Annotated in this window: 19 protein-coding genes; 16 read left to right on the forward strand and 3 right to left on the reverse strand. The window is 60.2% G+C overall.

All coding sequences use genetic code 11. The annotated features are described in order from the left end of the window. Positions 1–21: 21 nt before the first annotated feature. Positions 22–330, reverse strand: coding sequence for a hypothetical protein (locus ACVI9W_RS24685; protein ID WP_461531591.1), 309 nt, complete (start codon positions 328–330; stop codon positions 22–24). 448 nt (positions 331–778) lie between these two features. Here ACVI9W_RS24685 and ACVI9W_RS24690 point away from each other — a divergent pair, with 448 nt between their 5' ends. Continuing rightward, the gene (locus tag ACVI9W_RS24690; protein WP_461531869.1) at positions 779–3,052 is read left to right on the forward strand and encodes a tetratricopeptide repeat protein; all 2,274 of its coding nucleotides are present in this window, start codon (positions 779–781) and stop codon (positions 3,050–3,052) included. Positions 3,053–3,112: 60 nt separating this feature from the next. Here ACVI9W_RS24690 and ACVI9W_RS24695 read toward each other — a convergent pair whose 3' ends face one another. Beyond that, complete coding sequence (locus ACVI9W_RS24695) at positions 3,113–4,414, reverse strand: OmpP1/FadL family transporter (protein WP_461531592.1); 1,302 nt, start codon at positions 4,412–4,414, stop codon at positions 3,113–3,115. 150 nt (positions 4,415–4,564) lie between these two features. Between ACVI9W_RS24695 and ACVI9W_RS24700 the strand changes: the two genes are divergently transcribed. From ACVI9W_RS24700 to catA, 13 genes are all read left to right on the forward strand, one after another. Beyond that, positions 4,565–5,539, forward strand: coding sequence for an AAA family ATPase (locus ACVI9W_RS24700; RefSeq protein ID WP_461531593.1), 975 nt, complete (start codon positions 4,565–4,567; stop codon positions 5,537–5,539). Positions 5,540–5,543: 4 nt separating this feature from the next. After that, positions 5,544–6,488: a DUF58 domain-containing protein gene (locus ACVI9W_RS24705; protein WP_461531594.1), complete on the forward strand. Its 945-nt coding sequence runs from the start codon at positions 5,544–5,546 to the stop codon at positions 6,486–6,488. Next, a complete protein-coding gene (locus tag ACVI9W_RS24710; RefSeq protein WP_461531595.1) occupies positions 6,485–6,991 on the forward strand; it encodes a DUF4381 domain-containing protein in 507 nt (168 codons plus the stop codon). Before ACVI9W_RS24705 ends, ACVI9W_RS24710 begins: the two co-directional genes overlap by 4 nt. Continuing rightward, complete coding sequence (locus ACVI9W_RS24715) at positions 6,978–7,979, forward strand: vWA domain-containing protein (RefSeq protein ID WP_461531596.1); 1,002 nt, start codon at positions 6,978–6,980, stop codon at positions 7,977–7,979. Before ACVI9W_RS24710 ends, ACVI9W_RS24715 begins: the two co-directional genes overlap by 14 nt. 1 nt (position 7,980) lies before the next feature. Further along, positions 7,981–9,576, forward strand: a complete 1,596-nt coding sequence (locus ACVI9W_RS24720) for a VWA domain-containing protein (RefSeq protein ID WP_461531597.1) — start codon at positions 7,981–7,983, stop codon at positions 9,574–9,576. Further along, positions 9,573–10,877 carry a hypothetical protein gene (locus ACVI9W_RS24725; protein ID WP_461531598.1) on the forward strand — a complete coding sequence of 435 codons (1,305 nt, stop codon included), beginning with the start codon at positions 9,573–9,575 and terminating at the stop codon, positions 10,875–10,877. The genes ACVI9W_RS24720 and ACVI9W_RS24725 overlap by 4 nt, the downstream gene beginning before the upstream one ends. Before the next feature lie 153 nt (positions 10,878–11,030). After that, positions 11,031–11,966, forward strand: coding sequence for a hypothetical protein (locus ACVI9W_RS24730; protein WP_461531599.1), 936 nt, complete (start codon positions 11,031–11,033; stop codon positions 11,964–11,966). A gap of 414 nt (positions 11,967–12,380) precedes the next feature. After that, positions 12,381–13,382 carry an HAD family hydrolase gene (locus ACVI9W_RS24735; protein ID WP_461531600.1) on the forward strand — a complete coding sequence of 334 codons (1,002 nt, stop codon included), beginning with the start codon at positions 12,381–12,383 and terminating at the stop codon, positions 13,380–13,382. A gap of 98 nt (positions 13,383–13,480) precedes the next feature. Then, the gene (locus ACVI9W_RS24740; protein ID WP_461531601.1) at positions 13,481–15,046 is read left to right on the forward strand and encodes an arylsulfatase; all 1,566 of its coding nucleotides are present in this window, start codon (positions 13,481–13,483) and stop codon (positions 15,044–15,046) included. 131 nt (positions 15,047–15,177) lie between these two features. Further along, positions 15,178–17,712: a spermidine synthase gene (locus ACVI9W_RS24745; protein WP_461531602.1), complete on the forward strand. Its 2,535-nt coding sequence runs from the start codon at positions 15,178–15,180 to the stop codon at positions 17,710–17,712. 934 nt (positions 17,713–18,646) lie between these two features. After that, positions 18,647–19,768 (forward strand): muconate cycloisomerase family protein, encoded by a 1,122-nt coding sequence (locus ACVI9W_RS24750; protein ID WP_461531603.1) that lies wholly within the window; start codon positions 18,647–18,649, stop codon positions 19,766–19,768. A 14-nt stretch (positions 19,769–19,782) separates the two neighbouring features. Further along, entirely contained in the window at positions 19,783–20,073 is a 291-nt protein-coding gene (catC, locus tag ACVI9W_RS24755; protein ID WP_342622170.1) for a muconolactone Delta-isomerase, read from the forward strand. 33 nt (positions 20,074–20,106) lie between these two features. After that, complete coding sequence (gene catA / locus ACVI9W_RS24760) at positions 20,107–21,042, forward strand: catechol 1,2-dioxygenase (protein ID WP_461531604.1); 936 nt, start codon at positions 20,107–20,109, stop codon at positions 21,040–21,042. A gap of 87 nt (positions 21,043–21,129) precedes the next feature. Here the strand turns inward: catA and ACVI9W_RS24765 are convergent, their stop codons facing one another. Next, positions 21,130–21,759, reverse strand: coding sequence for an NIPSNAP family protein (locus tag ACVI9W_RS24765; RefSeq protein WP_461531605.1), 630 nt, complete (start codon positions 21,757–21,759; stop codon positions 21,130–21,132). A 475-nt stretch (positions 21,760–22,234) separates the two neighbouring features. On the opposite strand from ACVI9W_RS24765, the gene iacA reads away from it, so the two are divergent. Both iacA and ACVI9W_RS24775 read left to right on the forward strand, forming a co-directional pair. Further along, a complete protein-coding gene (gene iacA, locus ACVI9W_RS24770) occupies positions 22,235–23,407 on the forward strand; it encodes an indole-3-acetate monooxygenase (protein WP_157192607.1) in 1,173 nt (390 codons plus the stop codon). A 16-nt stretch (positions 23,408–23,423) separates the two neighbouring features. Continuing rightward, complete coding sequence (locus ACVI9W_RS24775; protein ID WP_157192606.1) at positions 23,424–23,786, forward strand: IacB protein; 363 nt, start codon at positions 23,424–23,426, stop codon at positions 23,784–23,786. Positions 23,787–23,903 lie beyond the last annotated feature (117 nt).

Here is a 23,903-nt window from a genome sequence, read left to right on the forward strand (position 1 = left end):
TGATGTCCTGCAGCGTATCGATTATGCCTTGATGTCGAAGCGGATGTGCTCACCCAAGCCACACACCATCAAGCTGGCATGCACTGTAAGAGGACTATGTCTGCGGCTCTGCTTAAGCAGTTCCTGAATGATTTTTTTTACTTCGCGCTCTGCTTGTTTACGCTTTTCATTCACGATGCCGTGAAGTGGAAGCTGGCCGATAAGCGTCGTATCGATTTCATCGACTGTTTGCCAGTCTTGGAGGTTGCGCAGTTTGTCCCGGGCAATAGCAGAACTTCCGTCAATCGTCTCGGGAATCGAATAGGTTAGCTGAAAGTCATGATTGGACATGGCACGAGGTCCTTGTGGCGTATGAGTTTGGCGCCAGCTTCGATAGCCGGCGCGTTCTCAGGCGTTACACATCCTTGTTGACGCACTGATAACTTATGTTTGAGATTCAAAGTTCAATGTAAGAATGTTCTTACAGCTCTCCAGATTCTCGTAACTATCGAGATGTATATCTTCCGAAAGTTGTTGCTGAACATAACTTATTGAACTTTTCTCGTCCACTCGCACGCGCCGCCTCGGCGCCAATCAGCTGCTGTTTTTGGAATAAATCTTAGGCCTTTTTGGAATTTCGCTCGGCTGCTGGCGCAAAGATGCACTAGCCTAAAGCCCGCAGACGCTAAAGCGCCCGGCACAGGGCGAGATCGAATCGACCGTGGAGCAGTGAATGGGGCACGACAAGGCTAGGGACAGTTGGCTGTCCGGATTTCGGCACGGATTGCGTTCAGGTGTGATGCTGATGGTGTTGTCGGCGCTGGTGCCGGCCTGGGCCAACACGGCGCCCGCCGCATCGCCCGCACAGGCCGCTTCGGCCCAAGGTTATGTAGCCACTGCCACCTGCCTTAGCTGTCACGCCGAGCAAGCCAAACAGTGGCAAGACTCCGACCATGGCTGGGCGATGCGCGACGCCACGGCCGCCAATGTACTGGGCAACTTCAAGAACGCGCAGTTCGATGAGGCCGGGGTCAAGGCCAGGTTCTTTTCCAAGGGCAAGCGCTTTTTCGTCAACACCGAGGGCGAGGAGGGCAAGCCTGCGGATTTCGAAATCCTCTATACCTTCGGGCACTACCCGCTACAGCAGTATCTGGTGGCCTTGCCCCGTGGCCGGCTGCAGGCGTTGACCATTGCCTGGGACAGTCGCAGCCAGGAAGAGGGCGGGCAACGCTGGTTCTCGCTGTACCCCGGCCAGCGCTTTGCCCCCAACGATCCCTTGCACTGGACCGGCCGTTACCAGAACTGGAATGGCATGTGCGCGGACTGCCATTCAACGCGGCTGATGAAAAACTACAACGACCGCGAAGACAGTTTTGCCAGTACCTGGCAGGAAAAGAATGTCGGCTGCCAAAGCTGCCATGGACCTGGTCAGGCGCATGTCGACTGGGCAAAAGCGGCAAAATCCACCGAGAAAACCTATTCCTCGGCAACCGAAGCTGGGCTGGCGGTGGATTACAAAGCGCTCGGCAGCCAGGGACAGGTCGAACAATGCGCATTTTGCCACAGCCGTCGGCAAACCCTTGGCGTCGGTCAGATGCCGGGGCACCCACAATTGGACCAGAGCCTGCCGGCGACCTTGCGCAGGGATCTCTACCACGCCGATGGCCAGATTGATGGCGAAGTCTACGAATATGGCTCGTTTACCCAGAGCAAGATGTATGCAGCGGGGGTAGGCTGCACCGATTGCCATAACCCGCACACCAGCAAAGTGAAGGTCGAAGGCAATGGCCTCTGCCTGCAGTGCCACAATAGCCAGCCGCCGGTCGCCCGTTTTCCTAGCCTGCAGGCCAAGGACTACGACAGCGAGGCGCACCATCACCACCCGGCTGGCACGCCCGGCGCCCAATGCGTCAATTGCCACATGCCGACGAAAACCTACATGGTGGTCGATCCCCGGCGTGACCACAGCCTGCGTATCCCGCGGCCAGACCTGGCGAGCAAGGATGGCAGCCCGGACGCCTGTACGGCCTGTCATCAGCAGCAAACGCCGCAATGGGCGGCCAAGGCCATCGAAGGCTGGTACGGGCAGCCGCAGCGTCCGCCGCACTATGGCGAGAACTTCCACGCAGTGCGCAGCGGCGAGGGGATCGCCTTCAGCGAACTCAACGCGGTACTGGCCGACAAAGGCAAACCGGCGATTGTCCGGGCTTCGGCCGCGGAGCAGATGGCCGATCTCGGTGCCCGCTCGGTCATCAGCCTGGGCTGGGCGCTGCAGGACAGCAGTGCGCTGGTACGTGCCTATGCCGTTTCGGGCTTTGCCAGCGTTCCCCCGGCGCAACGCCTGCAGCCGTTGTTGCCGCTACTCAAGGACCCGACCCTGGCGGTGCGCGATGAAGCCGTCCGGGCGTTGGCCGATGTACCGGTAGAGCAGTTGCCGGCCGAGTCGCGCGAGTCGTTCAAGACCCTGCTGGCTGACTACGAGCAACGCTTGCGCGGCAACGCCGACCTGCCCGGTGGCCGCCTCAATCTGGCGGTGCTGTTGAGCCGCCAGGGGCGCGATGGCGAAGCGCTGGACGAGTATCGCCAGGCCTTGAAACTGGACCCGTATTTCGTTCCCGCCCGGGTCAACCTGGTAACCCTGCTCAGTGCCGCGCAGCAGCTGGATCAAGCCGAGCAGGTGCTGCGCGAAGGGCTCGCGCTGGGAAAAATGCCGGCGGCTGACCATGGCAACCTGGCGTACATGCTCGCCTTGCTGCTGGTCGAACAGGGCAAGGCCGAGCAAGCGCTGGAGTGGATGCAAGCCGCAGCCGTTGCGCTGCCGGGGAACACCCGGATTCGCTACAACCAGGGCTTGCTGCTGTCGCGCCTGAACCGTCGCGATGACGCCATCAACGCGCTGCGCAGCGGTCTTGAGCAGTCACCGAACGATCCTGACCTGCTGTATTCGCTGATCTATCTGCATGCCCTGGCGGGTGAGCGCAGCGAGGCTTTCGAGTATGTGCAGCGCATGCGCAAGGTCGCCCCCGATGATCCACGCTTGCAGGGGATCGAACCTTACTGGCAGCAGCAGTAATCGAGTACCGGCCCCAGTTGCGCCGATGCGCGTGGGGCCGGCTCGATCAGGCCTGCGCCGTCAGAAGCGCCACACCGCACCACCGCCAATCACGTGCAGGGCAGTATTCTTGTAGGTACCTGACACCGTCGTGCCTGAACGCGCCTTGGTCTGTTGTTCATCCAGATCACCGACCCAGATCAGGGTATAGGCCAGGTGCAGGTCGAGACCTTCGTCGACCTGGTAGTTCACCCCGGTAGCGAAGCGCCAGGTATCTCCGGCCGGGTTGTCCACGGTACGGTCGCGGTCGTCGACCATGGAGCTGTCAAAACCCACACCCATGCTCCAGCGCACTTTCGGCGACGCCTGGTATTGTGCGCCCAGCGACGCATGCCAGGTGTCCTTGTACTTGCGGTCGGCAGTGATGCTGGTGCCGGCGTTATCGGTATCGACTTCCACACCGATCTCGCCGAACTTGCTCCATTGTTGCCAACCGAGGCTGGTGAGCAGCTTCCATTGTGCGTCCAGGTCATAAGAGGCACTTGCCAGCACCGTCTGCGGCACTTGCATGTCAAGCTTCAGGTCATCGATGTTCAAGCGGTTCAACGCCACGTTGAGCAACGGATTGCTGACATCATCGATGCGCGGGCGATCCTTGAAGTGCAGGTCGATCTTGCTGGTGTAGGCAAGGCCGAGCATGACCTTGGGATTGAGCCGGTAAAGCACGCCGACGTTGACCCCAGTACCGACATCGGTGTCCTTGTATTCCAGCTGACCGTCAGGCCGGTCTGCCAGTCCCAGCAAGTTGTTGTTGATTGCAGCTTCGGTGCGGTAATAGGCGTACATCAACCGCGGGCCGATGCCCACCGACAGGTCGTCGGTCAGCTTGTAGGCATAGGTCGGCTGCATCGACACGCCGATGATGGCGGCTTCCTGGGTGAAATAGCGACCGGCCCAGTCATCGTCATAGTCCAGGGCCAGCCCGAAGTTGCCATACATGCCAAAACCGATACTCGAACGCTCATCCAGCTGGTGGCTGATGAAGAAACTGGTGCCTGGCAGATATTCCAGCGCGTTGCCGCCTTCGTTGCCGTCGAACTGGTTGCCGCTATCGCGTGAAAAACGGATATGGCCGAGCATCAACAGGCCGTTGGCATTGACTTGAGTGCCCGGCAGCTGAGTCAGTCCCGCCGGGTTGTTCATCAACACGCTGGGGTCGGTGGCCAGCACTGCCGCGCCGGCGTTAGCCAGACCGGAGCCTTCCTGGCCTGCTTCATACATGGTGATGCCACCGGCCCAGCTGGTTCCGTGTACAAGCCACAGGGCCGAACACAGAGTGGAAATTTTCAGGGCACGCAGTCGCTGGCTGGCTGTAATGGTCATGACAGACTCTTTATGGTCAGTGAACGCCTGAAGGGTTGACGTAATCCAGCCTAGCCGCTCAGCCATTGCCTGCAACGTTGGTCGGACGCTGGCGCATACATAACTCACTGCTAGGATTTACCCATACCAGCCAGATCAGGGAACGACACAGTGAGCATACGTGAGCAGATAGCCACGCTGGAGGCGAGTGTTGCGCAGCAGGTGCTGGGGCAGGCCGAAACCATTCGGCATGTGCTGTTGGGGCTGTTGGCCAATGGTCATGTACTGCTCGAAAGCTTGCCGGGGCTGGCCAAGACCCGCACGGTCAAAGCCTTGGCAACCCACCTGGACGCAAAGATGCAGCGGATCCAGTTCACCCCTGATCTGCTGCCCTCCGATATCACCGGCGGGGAGATTCTTCAGCAGACTGCCGAAGGCAACCAGATCAAGTTCCAGCCGGGGCCGTTGTTCGGCAACGTGATTCTTGCCGACGAGATCAACCGCGCACCGGCCAAGGTCCAGGCGGCCCTGCTCGAAGCCATGGAGGAGCGGCAGATCACGGTGGCCGGGCAGAGCTATCCGATGTCAGCATTGTTCATGGTGCTGGCGACCCAGAACCCCATCGAGCAGGAAGGCACTTACCCGTTGCCGGAAGCGCAGATGGACCGCTTTCTGATGAAGCTGCACCTGGATTACCCCAAGGTCGAAGATGAAACTCTGGTGCTGCGCCTGGTGCGTGGCGAAGACCAGCAGGCGAATAATGCCAGCCAGGCGCCGGCGCGTTTGCCTCAAGAGATCGTCTTCGCAGCGCGTAGCGAAGTGGCCGGCATCCATGTCGCCGAGGCCATTGACCGGTACCTGATCGACTTGATCAACGCCACCCGCAAACCGGGTGACTACGATGAGGACCTGGCCCGCTGGATCAAGATTGGCGCCAGCCCGCGCGGGGGGATCAGCCTGGACCGGGTGTCGCGGGCCCATGCCTGGCTGTCGGGCAATGATTTCGTCTCACCGGATGATGTGCGTGCCGTTGTGCACCCGGTGCTTCGCCATCGACTGCAGCTTACCTACGATGCTGTCGCCGATGGAGTCAGCGCCGATCAAGTGCTTGACCGGCTGCTCGATCGCGTCGCGATCCCGGCCTGATCTCATGCCTGACTTGCAGCCGGATGGCTTCGTCTATGCCTCGCTCAGCCAACTGATGGCACTGGAGCACCGCGTCCGCGGCCTGAGCTTTCTTGCGCGCCAGCCGTTGTCGAGCATTCTTTCCGGCAACCATGCTTCACGCCTGCGTGGCCGTGGCTTGAGCTTCGATGAACTGCGCCGCTACATTCCCGGTGACGATCTGCGCCACCTCGACTGGCGCGCCTCGTTGCGTTACGGCAAGCCCTTCGTGCGCACCTTCACTGAAGAGCGTGACCGGCCAACCCTGATTCTGGTCGATCAGCGCATGAGCATGTTCTTCGGCTCACAACGCAGTTTCAAATCGGTCGCCGCCGCTGAACTGGCAGCCCTGTCGGCGTGGATTGCCTTTCATGCCGGTGACCGCGTTGGTGGCCTGGTGTTTGACGATCAAGGAATACAGCACATTCGCCCGCTACGCAGCCGGGCACGGGTTGAAGCGCTGTGCGCCGCGGTGATACGCAGCAATCAGAAACTATCGGCCACCGGGCCCGATAGCGAGAGCGAGCACCAGCTCGATACCGTGCTGCGCAGCTGCATTGCGACTGCAGGTCACGACAGCCTGGTGTGCATCATCAGCGACTTTTCCGGGGTTTCGGCGCAGACCCTGCAACTGCTGCAGCAACTCGGTGCCCACAACGATGTGATCGCCATGCAGGTGTACGACCCACTCGCCCTGGAGCTCCCGCAGCAGGGGCGCTTGACCGTGACCCAGGGTCAATTGCAGGTGGAGCTGGAAGTCGGTCAGCGCCAGGTCAACCGGCCATTGGCGGCGTTTCTTTCCGGGCGCCTGCAGGATGTCGCGCAGATGCTGCGCCGCAGCCAGGTGCCGGTGATGATGCTCAGCACCGGCGAAGATCCGCTGCTGCAAGTGCGTCGTGAGCTGGGGCGCCTGACGGACCGGGCGCGATGAGCAGGCCATCGCCACCGTCCATCGACCAGCTCCAGGAGCTGCCGTTGCCGACACCTGCATTCAGCTATTTGCCGCAGACCTGGGGTTGGCTGGCGGTGTTGCTGGTCGTCGTGGCCCTTGCCTCCTGGTGGGCCATCTGGCGCTGGCGGCGCTGGCAGCGCGATCGTTACCGCCGAGAAGCGCTGGAGCAGCTTGATCGGCTGGAGCAGGGGTTGAGCGATCCGCCTCAGCGCTTGCAGGCGTTGCGCGAACTACCGGTACTGCTCAAACGGGTAGCACTGTCACTCAGTGATTCGGCCACAGCGGCAGCGCTCAGTGGTGCGCAGTGGCAACGTTTCTTGCAGGACCACGGTCGAGCGCCGCTGCCGGATGATTTCGCCGCCCGGATGTTTACCCTGGCCTATGCGCCGGACGCCGCAGTGCAGGGCATGACGGACACCGAGATCAAGGCGCTTTTTGCCGCCAGCAGGCACTGGATCGAGGCTCACCATGTGGCAGTTTGACTATCCCTGGGTGGTATTGCTGTTACCGTTGCCCTGGCTGGCTTATCGCTACCTGGGCGCTTATCGGGAAGCACACAGTGCGCTGCGCGTGCCATTCTTTGCCGCCATGAGTCGCGCCATCGGCCAGCAACCTGGCAGCCCCGGTGCCGGCGGCGGGCGTTGGCAGTTGCTGCTCAATCTGCTGGTCTGGGCGCTGGTCATAGCCGCCTGCGCGCGGCCGGTCTGGGTAGAGCAAGCCATAGAACATGAGCAGCCGATCCGCGACATGATGCTGGCCATCGACATCTCACAGTCCATGCAAACGCAAGATTACACCGACGCCAACGGCGCTCAGAGCGATCGTCTGACCGCGGTGAAGGGGGTTGTGCGTGATTTCATCGCACAGCGCAAGGATGACCGCATTGGCCTGATCGTGTTCGGCACGGGCGCCTATCCTCAGGCGCCCTTTACCCTGGATCACGCCAGTCTTGAGGTGCTGCTGGATGAAGTCGGCATCGGTATGGCCGGCCCGAATACGGCATTGGGTGATGCCATTGGCCTGAGCATCAAATTGTTCGAAAAGGCCAAGGAGCAGGAAAAAGTCCTGATCCTGCTCACGGACGGCAATGATACCGCTAGTGCCATCACCCCGGCCCATGCCGCGCAACTGGCCAGACAGCAGGGCGTCGTGGTGCATACCATCGGTATCGGCGACCCGCAGGCCAGCGGCGAGGCCAAGGTTGACCTGGCGGCGCTGCAGGGCATCGCCAAGGCCACCGGCGGGCGCTTCTTCCGCGCTGATGATCGCCAGGCCCTGCAAGCGGTCTATGCGACCCTGGACCAGATCACGCCACACAAGGTGAAAACCTTGAGCCACCAGCCCAAGCGGGACCTGTTCTGGTTACCCTTGGGCGCGGCGCTGCTGTTGTTAGTGTTGAGTCATACCCTGGCAGCGCTGTTCAGTCGTTTTTCACCTCAGCGCCAACCCTCCGTGCAGTCAGGACACTGATATGGATATCGACTTCAGTGCCTTCCACTTCCTGCGCCCTCTGTGGCTGCTGCTGATCGTGCCCGCACTCCTGCTGCCATGGGCCTGGCTGCGCCGCCATGATCTCCGGCGTCAGCTCAAGGGCCTGATTGCACCGCACCTGGTTGAACCGCTGCTGATCACCCCGGACGATCAGCAACGCCTGCGCCCGGTGCACCTGCTGGCCTTGCTGCTGGGGCTGGGTGCGGTGGCTGCTGCCGGGCCGACCTGGACTCAGGATACCCCCGACTTCGTCGACAACCGCGCACCGTTGATACTGGCCATCGACCTGTCGCCGTCGATGGATGCTGATGACGTGCCGCCGTCGCGCCTGTCTGCGGCCAAGCACAAACTGCATGACCTGATCCAGCGCCGTGCCGGCGCGCGCACGGCGTTGATTGCCTATGCCGGCGGCGCGCACCTGGTATTGCCGGCCACCGAAGACCCGGAGCTGCTCGACACCTTCCTGCAGGCACTGTCGACTGACCTGATCGGGCAAGCTGGCAAGGATGTTGTCGGTGTGATCGAGCTGGCGCGCAAACTGCTCGATGCCGAGAAAATGCCCGGAACCCTGCTGCTGGTCACCGATGGCGCTGCGCCGGAACAGTTCGAGGAAATTCCCAAGCGCTTGTCCGGCAGTGATCTGCAAGTTCTGGTGCTGGCCGTTGGCAGCCAGGACGGCGGTGTGTTGCTCGATGCCAAAGGGCGCCCGCGGATTGCCGATGATGGCCGGCCCTTGCAAGCGACATTCGATAGCCAGGCACTCAAGCAATTGGCGCAGGCGGCGGACGCGCCTCTGGGTAGCCTGACGCTCAATGACGATGATCTGGACTGGATCACGCTGCACGCTCAGCAGCACTTTCAGGCGGTTCAAGGCAATGAGCAGCAAGTGCACTGGAAGGACGCCGGCTATTGGCTGTGCTGGCCATTGGCGCTGATCGCGCTGTTCTGTGTGCGTCGCGGTTGGCGGGTGAACTGGCTGGGGTTGCTGCTGATAGTCATGCTCAGTGCGCCTTCGGAGCCGGCACGAGCAGGTGCATTGGCCGATGCCTTTTTCACCCCGGACCAGCAAGGCCGCTGGGCCTTTGAACATGGCCATTTTCCACAGGCCGCAGAGCACTTCCACGATCCATACTGGAAAGGTGTCGCAGCCTACAACGCTGCGGACTACCCGGCGGCACTGGCCAGCTTCGCCCGCCTTGACAGTGCCTCGGCGCACTTTTACCTGGGCAATATCTACGTGCGCCTGTTCAAGTTCCCCCAGGCCATCAGCGCCTACCAGCAAGCGCTGCAAAAGCAGGCGGATTTCCCCCAGGCCAAAGCCAACCTGGCCTTGGCCCAAGCCTTGCTGAAGGATTACGAGGACCAGCAAGAGGCCGGTACACCGGATGAAAAAGCCGACAAGGTGGTGGAGGACCAGACCCCCAGCCAGGGCGGGCAGCAAAAACAGGTGAGCACACCACAAGCAGCTTCTGACCAGCTGTGGTTGAACAACCTGACGACTTCGCCTGCGCAGTTTCTCAAACGCAAGTTCATGCTCCAGAACGCCGCCCGCCAGCCTGCCGGAGGTACGCAATGAAACGCCTGCTGTGGGTTCTACTGGCGTGTGCACCAGTGTTTGCCAGCGCAGCGCCAGAAGTGCGGATACAGAGCCGCCTGATACCGGAAACCGGCGTGGTAGTGGGCGGCACGCTGAGCATGGAGGTCGACCTGCTGGTGGACACCTGGTACACCGCAGCGCCAATCCTGCCCGCGCTGGAACTGCCGGGCGCGGTGGTGACGCCACCCGGTGGCGAAGCACAACACCTGAACGAAAAGCAGGACGGCAAGACCTTCTTCGGCTTGCGCTACACCTACCAGATCACCCCGCAAGTGGCGCAACCATTCACCATCCCGGCGCTGACCTTCCAGGTTCAGCCAGGGCAGGGCAGTGGCGCCGTTACACTCAACAGCCAGCCATTGACCTTTGTCGCCAAAGCCCTGGCGGGTGCAAGCGATCAACATCGCCTGGTCGCCAACTCGCTCACCCTCACGCAAACGCTGCAGCGCTCGCATGACCCTTTACGGGTTGGCGACAGCATTACCCGGCATCTGACAATTCAGGCGCAGGGCGCTCAGGCCATGCTGATTCCGCCACCATCCTTTGCTCAGGTACAGGGTTTGAAACGGTATCTGCAGACGCCCAACGTCAGCGCATTGAGTGATGGCCGCGGAGGGGTTTCCGGTGGTGTGCGTGAAGACAGCGTGACCTATGTGATCGAGCAGGAAGGGCCGCTCAGCCTGCCGGCCATTGTTTTCGATTGGTGGGATGCCAGCAGCGGTGAAGCTCGTAGCACGGTGGTCGATGCCGTGAGCTTCGAAGCAGGCAAAGGCAATTACAGCGCGCCGTTCTCCATCAATGACGACCTGCGCGCGCTCGGGCGGCAGGCCCATGTTCGCCTTTCCGGGCATTGGCTGTTGCTGTCGGCGGCGTTGCTGGCCGGTGCTTGCCTGATCTACTTCGGGCGCCCATGGGCCAAGGCCAGCCTGGCCCGACTGCGGCGCTGGCAGAGCAAACGCCGCGACACCTGGCTGGCTTCTGCGGACTACGCCTGGCAGTTACTGCGTAAACAGTTAAGTGCCCGCCCACTGCGATTGGACGGGCTCTATCTGTGGGTACGGCGTAGCACTGGTAAACGGACGCTGTCGGCATTTTCTGGGGAAGTGTCCGACGCAACTGCAAATCGCTCACTGGATTTGTTGAGATTTTGCTATGCCCCTACCGCTGAGGGTGTTGATGTGCCAGCGGAACTGCTTCAAACACTGCAGTCATCAAAGCGGCAGTTGACGAAACATAAGGTCGAGCGTTGGCGCAGTGGATTGAAGCCGTTGAATCCCTGACGAGTGTTAGGCAGGGGCTACAAGTATAGTATCAGCCGAACTCCGCGCAACTGACAAAAATGCCAGTTGTATCGTTTAGGTGTTTGGGGTTTTCTGAGAGGGGCGATGATTTTATTTAAGTCGATACCCTCAACCATACAAAGGAAAATTCTCATGAATCAGGATGTCAAGGCACGTCTGAACGGCTTTAGTTTGGAGGTACGGGACCGCTTCAAGACCGGGGCAGTTCCGAGTCAGGACGATTTCAAACTTCTGATTGACTATATACATACGCTACATCAGTTACTAGGGCTGGAAACTGCTGATGGCGCACCGGGGTCGGGGCCTGGGGCCGGGCTGAAAGTAGTTGGTGGAAAGGTTGCTGTTGACACGGCGGTGACTAATCCAACGGCGGGCCAAGGCATTAGTGTCGAAGGTAGAAAAGTGAGTGTGGATGCGGGGGCCGGGCTCACATTTTCCGGGAATAAGTTGGTGGTTAACACCGCGGAGGTCTATCCAACAGCGGGCAAAGGTACTACTGCCAATGGTAGAGCAGTGAGTGTGGATGCGGGGGCCGGTCTCACATTTTCCGGGAATAAGTTGGTGGTTAACACCGCGGAGGTCTATCCAACAGCGGGCAAAGGTACTACTGCCAATGGTAGAGCAGTGAGTGTGGATGCGGGGGCCGGTCTCACATTTTCCGGAAATAAGTTGGTGGTTGACACGGCAGTGACCAACCCAACAGCGGGTAGCGGAATTCATGTCGCGGGCAAGACCGTGAGTTTGAGAGATGACTCGTGGATTAAGCTCCTGGGCAATCTCCATGGCGCAAACTATTATTGCTCAAATGATCATTTGCGGTGCTTTTTTTCTCAGCAAAGTGAAAATGTCGTCGCAAGGTTCTATTATTATGGTTCCGGTAAAATAAACAATGCGCTGAGTCACTTTCAGCTCAATGGCGTAAATGCAGCCCAGCTGAGCATTGAGACATCTACTATGGTGTTCCCGGGTAGTTTGTTTGAAGGGGTGATATTTAAATCTAGATGTTATCGCTATAAGGGTGATCAAAATATGCCTTTTGTAGAAAGTGTGCCCCTGCGAAAAATATAGCTTCCATAAAGCTGATTCTCGCAGATGGCGCCGAGTGATACCAACTGCGGGAACCGTTTCAGCATCAACGACACCCGGCTTTAGGCTTTGAACGGAAAAGGTGTCGCATACCACCGAATAGAACAAGTCAGCGAGATCATCGCGACAGTAGCCTGAGCGAGAAGCGGAGTGGCCAGACCTTTTTAGGCCCTGTGCTACTCCTGCGAAATTCACGTCACTAAGAAGTCAGTGCGTCGAGTGATCGTTGCGGCAGCACTTCTTGGGCGTCCACTGCTACGGCGTGAAGCTATCGACATTTTCTGATGAATTATCCGACGCAGCTGTAAATCGTTCACTAGACTTGCTGAGAATTCGCTATTCCCCAGTCGCCAATGATGCTCATGTGCCAGCCAGGTAACTGTTCAAGGATGTGCTATGCCTCAAGTCCACCCGATGCGTTGGCTGATCAGTCTGCTCTTGCTGCTACCGCTGCTGGTACAGGCTGCCGACCCGCTGCCGTCCTGGTACAACGGCGCCTCGCGCCAGGCGATCGAGCAGTTTGTCGCTGCCGTGACCACAGAGGGCAGCAAGGACTACGTCGCGCCGGCCGAGCGCATCGCCGTGTTCGACAATGACGGCACCTTGTGGAGCGAGCAGCCGATGTACTTCGAGGTGTTGTTTGCCCTGGATGAAGTCAAGCGCCTGGCCCCGCAGCACCCTGAGTGGAAAACCCAGCAACCGTTCAAGGCAGTGCTCGACGGCGACCAGAAAGCCCTGGCCGCCAGCGGTACGGACGGAATGATGAAAATCATTGTGGCCACCCATGCGGGAGTCAGCACCGAAGACTTCATTGCCCAGACCCGGCGCTGGCTCGCCACCGCAGTGCATCCAAAAACCCGCAAGCCCTACACCGAGATGGTCTACCAGCCAATGCTGGAGTTGCTGCAGTACCTGCGGGCCAATGGCTTCAAAACATACATAGTTTCGGGTGGCGAAGTTGCTTTCATGCGCGCTTTCGCCGAAGAGGTCTATGGCATTCCCCCGGAACAGGTCATCGGCACCACCCTGGACACCCGCTTTGAAGACCGCAACGGCAACCTGTCGATCCAGCGCCTGCCCAAGTTGGCACATAACGATGACGGGCCGGGCAAACCTGTGAGTATCGATTCGATCATCGGGCGCCGTCCGATCCTGGCCTTCGGCAACTCCGATGGCGACCTGCAAATGCTGCAATGGACCAAAGCCGGACCCGGCAAGCGTTTCGCCGGGCTGGTGCACCACACCGACGCGAAGCGCGAATGGGCCTATGACCGCGACAGCAAAGTCGGGCGTCTGGACAAGGCGCTGACATCCGCCACCAGCAATGGCTGGACCGTGGTCGATATGGCCCGCGAGTGGCAGCGCGTTTATCCCTTCGACAGTATTGATAGCCAGTGAACAAAAACCGCAGGCGCACAGGGACCAGTGGATACTCGGTATCTCTCGTGCACGTAGTCGTGGCCAACGCCAGTAACGTGAGACGGAGAACAGGCCATATGAAGCTCAGTAGAAGGTGGATAACGACAATGACCCTTGCCGCCGGCGTGGCGATGGGGATGAACGCCGTGCACGCCGCAGACAAACCCAACATTCTGGTGATCTTCGGCGATGACATCGGCCAGACCAACATCAGTGCCTATGGCAAGGGCGTGGTGGGCTATCAGACGCCCAACATCGACCGGATTGCCAAAGAAGGCATGATGTTCACCGATTATTATGCGGAGAACAGCTGCACCGCTGGCCGCTCGACCTTTATTACCGGGCAATCGGCATTGCGTACTGGCCTGTCCAAGGTCGGCATGCCCGGCGTGCCGGTCGGCTTGCAGGCACGTGACGTGACCATTGCCCAGGCCCTCAAGGCCCAGGGTTATGCCACTGGCCAGTTCGGCAAGAACCACCTTGGCGACCGTGATGAATATCTGCCGACCAACCACGGTTTTGACGAGTTCTTCGGCAACCTCTACCACTTGAACGCCGAAGAAGAACCGGAACGGCCCTACTGGCCCAAGGATGATGCAGAGTTTGTCAAAGCGGCTTCGCCGCGTGGCGTGATCAAGTCCAGTGCCGACGGCAAGATCGAAGACACCGGCGCGCTGACCAAAAAACGCATGGAAACCATCGACGACGAAACCACCCAGGCGGCGATCAACTTCATCGACAAGCAGGTCAAGGCCGACAAACCGTTCTTCGTGTGGATGAACACCACGCGCATGCACGCCTTCACCCACATTCGCGAGTCGATGCAGGGGCAAAGCGGCATGGTCGGTAACGACTACGCCGATGGCATGCTGGAACACGATGGTGATGTCGGCAAGTTGCTCAAGACCCTCGATGACCTGAAGGTTACCGACAACACCATTGTCGTCTACACCACGGACAACGGACCGAACCAGTGGTCCTGGCCGGATGCCGCCACCACGCCGTTCCGTAACGAGAAGAACTCCAACTGGGAAGGCGCTTACCGGGTGCCGGCAATCGTCCGTTGGCCTGGCAAGGTCAAGCCTGACACCATTTCTACCCAGATGTTCTCGGGTCTGGACTGGTTCCCGACCTTGCTCGCTGCGGCGGGTGACACCGATATCAAGGACCGCTTGCTCAAAGGTACTGATGTCGGAGGCAAGAGCTTCAAAGTGCACCTGGACGGTTACAACCAGCTCGATTACCTGACTGGCAAGGCCAACAAGAGTGCGCGTGACGAGTTTTACTACTTCAATGACGACGGCGAGCTGGTCTCCATGCGCTTTGGCGACTGGAAACTGGTGTTCTGTGAGCAGCGTGCACCGGGCGGTTTCAAAGTATGGAGCGAGCCCTTTACCTGCTTGCGGGTGCCGAAAATGTTCAATCTGCGTATGGACCCGTATGAACGCGCAGATGTCGTCTCCGACCAGTACTTCGATTGGCTGGCCAAGAACGACTACCTGATCTTCCAGGGGACCCGCAAGGCGGCAGTATTCCTGCAGACCTTCGTCGACTATCCGCCGAGCCAGCGCCCGGCCAGCTTCAGCATTGACCAGGTCCGTGAGGAAGTGGACAAGAAGATTGCAGAGAAGATGAAGCAGTAAGGCTAACGCTGCTCCCTCAGGTGGGAGCAGCTTCTTGAGGTGGGAGCGGGCTTGCCCCGCGATTGCGGGCTATCAGCCACATCGTATCGCGGGGCAAGCCCGCTCCCACAATGTACCGATAAGGTCAATCGATGCCCTCAGCTGTCAGTTCCCCTCAAGTGCGCTCATCTGTTCCTGATCAGGCCGGTCAACGCTTACCCCTGCATATGCGGGTGCCGGCACTGCTGCTGTGCGTGTCCGGTGCAGCGGCGCTGGTGTATCAGGTGTTGTGGGTCAAACAACTGTCGCTGGTCGTCGGGGTGGAGGTGTATGCCATCACAGCTGGCATCAGCGCTTTTTTCGCCGGGCTGGCATTGGGTGGCCTGGTGTTCGGTCGCTGGGCCGATCGCCTGCGCCGTCCGGTCAGGCTGTATGCCGGCCTGGAGCTGGCCGTGGCGGTATTGGGTGTCTTGAGCACCCTGGCACTGGCCAATTCAGCCGGTTTGTTCGCCCGCCTGGAAAGCCACGTCGGTCTGCTGGCCTGGCTGGTCCCTTTCATCCTCGTGGGCGTGCCAGCGTTCCTGATGGGCGGCACGCTTCCGGTTCTGGTGCGGGCATTGACCCCCACCCAAGGCCAGTTGGCCGAAGCCGGCGGGCGACTTTATGCGGCCAACACCGCAGGTGCCATTGGCGGCACGCTGCTGGCCGCTTTTGTGTTGCTGCCTCAATTCGGTGTCACTGGCAGCGCGCTGGTGGCCGCGTCACTGAACCTGCTGGCTGCAGCGGGTGCCTGGCTGGCACGTCGGCGCGATGAACAGCTCCCTTGCGAAACGCAGATCAGCATGGCACCGCGCTCACCGGCGGCGCGTCTGGCGATTGCCTTGTACTGCGTGGCCGGTGGGGTAGCACTGGGTTACGAGGTGGTGTGGACCCAGTCGATCGTACAGTTCATGAGCACTCGCACATTTGCCTTCTCCGTGGTGCTGGCCACTTATCTGGCGGGGCTGGTGCTGGGCAGCGCGCTTTACGCCCGCCGTGCTGACCGGATTCGAGACCCCTGGGGCCTGTTCGGCCTGTTGATCGCGCTGGCCGGTTTGCTGGCACTGGTGCAGATCGCCGGACTGGGCCGTTGGCTGATCATGGCCCAGACCGAGGTCGAAGCGCTGGTGCTGCACCTCACCGGCAATGAGCTGGCCGGAATGTGTGCGCGCTTCGCCACTGCGGCGCTGTGTGTGGTGTTTCTGCCCACTACCGTCCTCGGCGCCGCTTTCCCGTTGGCCTTGCGCTTAAGCGTGGACAGCACGCAGGTCGGCCGGGATGTCGGCGCGGTAGTCGCCTTGAACACCGTGGGCGGTATCATTGGCGTCATGCTCACCGGTTTCGTGCTGGTTCCCGGCATTGGCCTGGTGCGTACCTTGGTGGTGCTGGCCCTGGTTGCTGCCGCAGTCGGTTGCTGGGTGGTCTGGCGCGGCAAAGCACTGCACAGAGGGATGCGCGCAGCAATCCTCGGCGTGACGCTGGCGACGGTGGTGGTGGGGGTGTTGACGCCGCCGCAACGCCTGGCGGAGCTGCTGCCCGGTGCACGCAACGGGCGCATCACCTTTTATGAAGAGGGCCGGGGCGGCACCGTTGCCGTGGTAGCCCAGCAGCGTCAGGAGCGCAGCTTCAACCGCCTGTACATCCAGGGTGTATCCAACACGGGCGATGCCATGCCGTCGTTGCGCTACATGCGCTTGCAGGCACTGCTGCCGCTGTTGATTCATCGCCAGGAACCGCGCTCGGCCATGGTGATCGGCTTCGGCACCGGGATTACCGCCGGGGCGATGTTGCGCTATCAGGGCCTGCAGCGCCCGGTGGTGGCCGAGCTGCTGCCTGAGGTGCTGGCGGCCGCGCCGTTGTTCAAGGGTAATTACAATGCCGTCAATGACCCGCGCCTGGACATCCGTCTGCGCGATGGCCGTCGTGAGTTGCTGCGCAGTGCCGAGCGCTACGACCTGATCACCCTCGAACCGCCACCGCCTTCCGCCGCCGGGGTGGTGAATCTCTACTCGCAGGACTTTTATGAGCTGGCGGCGTCGCGGCTGGAGGAGGGTGGCATTGTTGCCCAATGGCTGCCTTTGCCGACCCAGAACCTTGACGACAGCCGTTCGCTGGTGCGCAGCTTTCTGAACGTGTTTCCCCATGCCTCGCTGTGGACCACGGAGTTCCATGAAATGCTCCTGATCGGCTCGCCTGCGCCGCTGGAGCTCGACGCGGCGCGGATCAGCCAGCGCTTTTCGCAACCTGAAGTGGCTGCTGCGCTGGCTGAAGTCGGGGTCGACTCGGTGAGCGCCTTGCTGGCTACCTGGATCACCGACCGCCAGGGTCTTGAGCGTTTTGCCGGGGATGCCGAGGCGGTGACTGACGATCATCCACGGATCGAGTACGCACCCTGGGTACGCTCCAGGGAAATCACCCGGGTATTGCCGGAGTTGCTGGCGCTGCGCAGCGCGCCGCCGTTGGTCAATGCCGACACGGGGTTACAGGCCTCCGTTGAGGACGAATGGCAGGTGTTGCGGGGCTTTTATGGGTTGACCCTGCTGGCCTATAACGGTAACCGCCAGGCCTGGGCGCGGGAGGTTCGACAATTGATGCAGACGGACGGGCGCAATCCCTATTTCCGCTGGTTCATCGGGGGTGGGCAGTAACCACCACCGGTGGGAGCAGGCTTGCCCCGCGATGAGGCCCTCGGGTTTGAGTACATATCCATTGGCGGAGGTGGCGCTGAATCACCTTTCCGCCCTTACGGCGGCTTACTTTTTTTCAGTCGAAAAAAAAAGTAAGCAAAAAATTCTCGCCCCACCGGGGGCCCTACGCTGCGCTCCGGGTCCCTTCGCTCCGGTGCCGCTACGGGGCATTGCGAGCTACGAGTTGCATGCAACTCTACGCTTCGCAACTTCGGCTACGCCGAAGGCGCTGCGCGCTAGCCCCTCCACGACACCTCCACTCAGCCCTACTGGTTAACGGGGCAGGTGGATCAAGATCAAAAGCACAATTCGCTTCGCTCTTGCTCGATCGAGTTGCGCCGGCCAGCTTAGCTGGCTAACGCGTTGAGGGGCCTCGCACTCGCACTCGCACTCGCACTCGCACTTGAAATTGTTCTTGATCTTGATCTTCTTGCGCGTGAGTTCAGGCGCTGCGGACTGCGACTTCAGGAGGCTGAGTGGAGGTGCCTGTAGGGGCCAGTGCGTAGCACCTTCGGCGTAGCCGAAGAGCGCGAGCCGTAGACTTGGCGTAGCAAGTCGTAGGCCGCGTGGCCCCGGAAGGTGCCGGAGGGAAGGGACCCGGAGCGTAGCGTAGGGCCGGATGCAGGAGCGAGCGGTTTTGCCTACTTTTTCCAAGAAAAAAGTAGGCCGCCGTAAGGGCGGAAGGGGCCGTCAGCGGCGCCACAGCGAACGGACAAGCTCGCAGCTCCAGCACCCCAGCCCAGGGTTTAGCCGCATTCATACTCTTGAAGTATAGTGGAATATTCAATTGATATTGGACGTAATCTCGGTGATGTGCAAAGCTGGTCAAAGCTAATAAAAACAACAGTCCACCCCGTCACCCGACGACCGGACGCTTTGCCTTTGGAAGCTTGCAATGACACATGCCGTGATCGAACGCATAGAAACCCTCATTGTCGACCTACCGACCATACGCCCGCACAAACTGGCCATGCACACCATGCAATCGCAAACCCTGGTCATCATCAGGGTGCGTTGTAGCGATGGGGTAGAGGGCATCGGTGAGTCCACCACCATCGGTGGTCTGGCCTATGGCTACGAAAGCCCGGAAAGCATCAAGCAGAACATCGACACCCACCTTGCCCCGGCGTTGATCGGCCTGGACGCCGGCAATATCAACGCGGCGATGCTCAAGCTGGACAAGATCGCCAAGGGCAATACCTTCGCTAAATCCGGTCTCGAGACGGCGCTGCTCGATGCCCATGGCAAACGCCTCGGACTGCCGGTCAGCGAGCTGCTCGGCGGTCGGGTACGTGACAGCCTGGAAGTGGCCTGGACCCTGGCCTCCGGCGATACCGCCCGGGATATCGCCGAGGCAGAACAGATGCTGGAGCTGCGCCGCCATCGCATTTTCAAACTGAAGATCGGCGCCAATCCGGTCGACACCGACCTCGCCCATGTGATCGCGATCAAGAAGGCCCTGGGCAATCGGGCCAGCGTGCGCGTGGACGTCAATCAGTACTGGAATGTTTCACAAGCGGTGCGCGCCTGTCGGGTACTGGGCGACAACGGTATCGATCTGATCGAGCAACCGATTTCGCGAAACAACCGGGCAGGGCAGGTGCACCTGAACCAGATCAGCACGGCACCGCTGATGGCCGATGAGTCCATTGAATGCGTCGATGATGCCCTGAACCTGGTAATCGATGGCGCCGCCAGCGTGTTCGCCCTGAAGATCGCCAAAAACGGCGGACCACGTGCGGTATTGCGCACTGCACAGATTGCCGAAGCCGCAGGCATCGCGCTGTACGGCGGCACCATGCTGGAAGGCAGCGTTGGCACCCTGGCCTCGGCGCACGCCTTTATCACGCTCAATGAGTTGACCTGGGGTACCGAACTGTTCGGGCCTTTGCTGTTGACCGAAGAAATTGTCACCGAGCCGCCGGTCTATCGCGATTTCCACCTGCATGTACCCCGTACCCCAGGCCTGGGGCTCACTCTGGACGAGGCGCGGCTGGCGCACTTCGTTCGCCGTTGATAGAGGTAATCCCTATGCTTTTCCATGTGAAGATGACGGTAAAACTCCCTCCCGACATGGCGCCGGACACCGCAGCCAAGCTCAAGGCGGATGAAAAGGAACTGGCGCAGCGCCTGCAGCAGCAAGGCACCTGGCGGCACCTGTGGCGCATTGCTGGCCACTATGCCAACTACAGCGTGTTCGATGTACCCAGTGTTGAAGCACTGCATGACACGCTGATGCAGTTGCCGCTGTTTCCCTACATGGATATCGAGATAGACGGGTTGTGTCGTCACCCGTCTTCGATTCATGCCGACGATCGTTGATCCATTCAATAACAATAAAATCGGGTAACAACCATGACCGTGAAAATCTCCCACACTGCTGACGTCCAGAATTTTTTCAATGAAGTGGCCGGGGTCGATAATGACCAGGGCAACCGTCGTTTCAAGCAGATCATCCTGCGCATTATCCAGGACACCGCGCGGCTGATTGAGGATCTTGAAATCAGTGACGACGAATTCTGGAAAGCCGTGGACTACCTCAATCGCATGGGCACCAACCAGGAAGCCGGTTTGCTGGTGGCAGGCCTGGGTATCGAGCATTTTCTGGATCTGCTGCAAGACGCCAAAGATGCTCAGGCCGGTCTGACCGGCGGCACGCCGCGGACCATTGAAGGGCCGTTGTACGTGGCCGGCGCGCCGCTGTCCGAGGGCGAAGCGCGGATGGACGACGGCACCGATCCAGGCACGGTGATGTTTCTTCACGGGCGTGTCGTCGATGCGCAAGGCGCGCCGGTTGCCGGTGCCACGGTTGACGTTTGGCATGCCAGTACCCAGGGTACCTATTCGTACTTCGACTCAAGCCAGTCGCCATACAACCTGCGCCGCCGCATCCTCACCGATGCGCAGGGTTGCTATCGTGCACGCAGCATTGTGCCCTGCGGTTACGGCTGCCCACCAAGCGGGACCACGCAAGAAGTCCTCAATCAGCTCGGCCGTCACGGGCAGCGCCCGGCGCATATTCACTTCTTCATCTCCGCGCCCGGTTATCGTCACCTGACCACGCAAATCAACTTCGAGGGTGATCAGTACCTCTGGGACGATTTCGCCTACGCCACGCGCGACGGTTTGGTCGGGCGCCTGGATTTCATTGATGACGCGCAAGCTTCGAAGGCTCGCGGTCTGGAAGGCAAGCCGTTTGCCGATCTGCAGTTCAGTTTTCAGTTGCAGGATGCACAGGACGCCAGTGCTACCGAACGCAGCCAGCGCCCGCGTGCATTGCAAGAGCGCTGATATAGCCCGGACTGAATCCCCCTCATAGCGCGACAAACCCAAAGCAGGCGGTGCACTAAGCACCGCCTGCTTTGTGCTGTCAGCGCTCTAGCAAAGTGGCGAAAACGCGGCGGGCAGGTAAACCACCGAATGCATGTCCTGCAGTTGCGGGGCCGAGTTTTCCGGTGGCCAGACGCCGTCCTTGACCGCGCGCGTGCGTACATCCAGACGCTGCTCCAGGCTTGCGTACGGCCAGATATGCAGGTAACGAGGCACCCGGCCGCTGGTCGCATAGAAAGCGCCGTACACCGCTGAGTAGGCTTGCGCGGTGCGTGGCCCGACGGCGCTTTTCCAGCCCTGCAGGGTCGGGCTGAGGCCACCCGGCACCAGGTTGTACTCGCGCAGCTCATAGAAAGGGCCGTGCTTGCCTGGCGGCAGCGCTTGCAGAAACGGAAACAGGCAGTAGTCATCAATGTGCTGATGCAGCAAGTACTCTGCCACGCCAAAACCGTCCGCTGCCAGTAACAGCCGCGCGCGTTCAGCGTCTTTGACGTCGTTCGAGGCGAAGCTGCGCAAAATCGCAATGGTGTTCTGCGGGCCTATCTCAGAGACCCAGCAGCCGACCAGTTCCACGCCTTCCAGCGCTTGTGCCAGGGCTGCCTGTAACCGCGGCAGGGCGAGGGGAGGCGTGCGAACACGCAGGGTCAGGCGGATCAACTCGAACAGCTGGTGGGGCATGGGGGCTTCCTCAAGGACAGTGGCTGGCAGTACGCGTATCAACGGCAATCCAGACTCCGGGGTATGCCGTTGATCAGCGGATCCAATAAGAATCGCAAAAAAATACACCTGGCTGTCTCTGTTCAGAAGCCAGAAACCAGCCAAGAAATCAGATAAATATCCTTATAAAACAATCTTTTAATATTGTTATCTGATGCTTGTTCGACCTTTTTTTGCCTGAATTTGCATCGGGATAATACGTGAATAATCCATTGACTATTCACGTAAACAAATGCACATTTACCCCACGGCACCAAAACAAAAAAGGTAATCGATCATGCCGACCCATCCAGCTTGTCCAGTCTTGCCTGGCTGCTTTTTGCGAGCGCCAGCGCCAGCAGCACCGTCCGCGGTCACGCTGCTATCCCGAGGGGTTTCTCTCTCGTTTGCCCATTGCTCATTGCCCTTAAACCGTGACTGAAGACGGAGTTTCTCTATGAATCCGCTTAGCGTGCCGGACGTATTGCCTGCGTCTGCGCTTTCCAGTGGTCCTGCCTTCGAAGCGCTGCTTGACGGTGTTCGGGATCGTGCTCGACTTGGTGAGTTTGATCGGCAGCGTCATATCTCGCGGGATGTCATCGACGCCTTCAAGGCCCACGGTGTGTATCGCGCACTGGTCCCGCGGCGCTTCGGCGGCAATGAATGCTCGCCAGCCGAGTTTTGCGAAATGATCGAGCGCATTTCCCATGCCGACGGTTCTGCCGGCTGGGTAGCCAGTTTCGGCATGAGCCCGGTGTACCTGGCGGCACTGCCGCTGGAAACCATCGCGCAGGTTTATGCCAACGGCCCGGATGTGGTTTTTGCCGGCGGGATTTTCCCTCCACAGCCTGCCCAGGTTGTGCCGGGCGGGTTCCAGGTCAAGGGGCGCTGGAAGTATTCCAGCGGTTCCATGGGCGCAGACATCGTCGGCGTCGGCATTGCCCCGAAGAACGGTGACTCGTTCGACCTGCCGCGGATCGCCGTGATGCCGCAATCGCAAGTGCGCATTGACCAGACCTGGGACACCGTAGGGCTGCTGGGTACCGGCAGTCATGACCTGGTGATCGATGACGTGGTGGTACCCGAGCAATGGACGTTCGTACGCGGTGGTGCGGCCAACCTCGATGAGCCGTTCTTCCGCTACCCGTCGCTGTCTTTTGCCACCCAGGTGCTGTCGGTGGTGGGTCTGGGCGTAGCACGCGCCGCCCTCGACGAACTGGCGGCAATGGCCAGCGGCAGGATCTCGGTAACCGGCGCACCGGCATTGGCTGACCGCCCGCTGGCGCAGGTCGACATTGCCAAGGCTGAAGCGGCGCTACGCTCGGCACGGGCGTTCTTTTACGAGTCGATCGAGCAGGCGTGGAGTCATGTGCTGGCCGGCAATCCGGTGCCGGCTGAAGCGACCAATCTGCTGCGGCTGTCTTCGACCCACGCTACCCGTGTCGCGGCCGACGTAGCGCGTACCGCGCAAATGCTCTCCGGCATGACCGGCGTTTACAACGAGAGCCCGCTGGCGCGCTGCGTCAATGACGCGCAAGTGGTGACCCAGCACGCCTTCATGGGCGATGTCACTTATCAGAATGCCGGGGCGATCTTCTTCGGCAAACAACCGCTTCCCGGCTACATCTAATTAGCGAGCACTTATCATGAGCGATAAAAAAGCATTGCGCGTGCTGTTTTGCATGGGCATCAACCAGAACTTCTTTGATGCGCCGCGTGAAGAGCAACTTCAAGTATGGGCAGCATTCAGCGAGATGTGGAACGGCATCCACGATCTGCCAGGCGTGGAAGTGATCGGCAACATGGATGACGACAAAAGCATGGTCGGTCCTTCCGATGGTTTTCCCTGGACCACTTACCTGCTGGCCGATGTCGCCGACATCGAAACGGTGCATGCGGCGTGCAATCTGTTCCGCACTACGCCGGTGGGGGAGACGCCCTACAAGTTGTGGCGCTACGCCAAAGTCGAAGCACGGGTCGGTCGCGAACTGATTATCCAGCGTGCTTGATTGACGGCACCGTCGCCGCGAATAACGCAATAAACCACTTACAAAAACAAAGTCCCACTGTTGCGTCTTGCGATCGCAGCAGGTGGTGAAGTGTTGCCGGCTTACAGGCCGGCAAGG

Source organism: Pseudomonas sp. 210_17 TE3656, from assembly GCF_054821965.1.

Coding starts and splice junctions, on each gene's coding strand:
- ACVI9W_RS24685 (WP_461531591.1), bottom strand. CDS start 330: ATGTCCAATCATGACTTTCAGCTAACCTATTCGATTCCCGAGACGATT.
- ACVI9W_RS24690 (WP_461531869.1), top strand. CDS start 779: ATGCTGATGGTGTTGTCGGCGCTGGTGCCGGCCTGGGCCAACACGGCG.
- ACVI9W_RS24695 (WP_461531592.1), bottom strand. CDS start 4,414: ATGACCATTACAGCCAGCCAGCGACTGCGTGCCCTGAAAATTTCCACT.
- ACVI9W_RS24705 (WP_461531594.1), top strand. CDS start 5,544: ATGCCTGACTTGCAGCCGGATGGCTTCGTCTATGCCTCGCTCAGCCAA.
- ACVI9W_RS24710 (WP_461531595.1), top strand. CDS start 6,485: ATGAGCAGGCCATCGCCACCGTCCATCGACCAGCTCCAGGAGCTGCCG.
- ACVI9W_RS24715 (WP_461531596.1), top strand. CDS start 6,978: ATGTGGCAGTTTGACTATCCCTGGGTGGTATTGCTGTTACCGTTGCCC.
- ACVI9W_RS24720 (WP_461531597.1), top strand. CDS start 7,981: ATGGATATCGACTTCAGTGCCTTCCACTTCCTGCGCCCTCTGTGGCTG.
- ACVI9W_RS24725 (WP_461531598.1), top strand. CDS start 9,573: ATGAAACGCCTGCTGTGGGTTCTACTGGCGTGTGCACCAGTGTTTGCC.
- ACVI9W_RS24730 (WP_461531599.1), top strand. CDS start 11,031: ATGAATCAGGATGTCAAGGCACGTCTGAACGGCTTTAGTTTGGAGGTA.
- ACVI9W_RS24735 (WP_461531600.1), top strand. CDS start 12,381: ATGCCTCAAGTCCACCCGATGCGTTGGCTGATCAGTCTGCTCTTGCTG.
- ACVI9W_RS24740 (WP_461531601.1), top strand. CDS start 13,481: ATGAAGCTCAGTAGAAGGTGGATAACGACAATGACCCTTGCCGCCGGC.
- ACVI9W_RS24745 (WP_461531602.1), top strand. CDS start 15,178: ATGCCCTCAGCTGTCAGTTCCCCTCAAGTGCGCTCATCTGTTCCTGAT.
- ACVI9W_RS24750 (WP_461531603.1), top strand. CDS start 18,647: ATGACACATGCCGTGATCGAACGCATAGAAACCCTCATTGTCGACCTA.
- catC (WP_342622170.1), top strand. CDS start 19,783: ATGCTTTTCCATGTGAAGATGACGGTAAAACTCCCTCCCGACATGGCG.
- catA (WP_461531604.1), top strand. CDS start 20,107: ATGACCGTGAAAATCTCCCACACTGCTGACGTCCAGAATTTTTTCAAT.
- ACVI9W_RS24765 (WP_461531605.1), bottom strand. CDS start 21,759: ATGCCCCACCAGCTGTTCGAGTTGATCCGCCTGACCCTGCGTGTTCGC.
- iacA (WP_157192607.1), top strand. CDS start 22,235: ATGAATCCGCTTAGCGTGCCGGACGTATTGCCTGCGTCTGCGCTTTCC.
- ACVI9W_RS24775 (WP_157192606.1), top strand. CDS start 23,424: ATGAGCGATAAAAAAGCATTGCGCGTGCTGTTTTGCATGGGCATCAAC.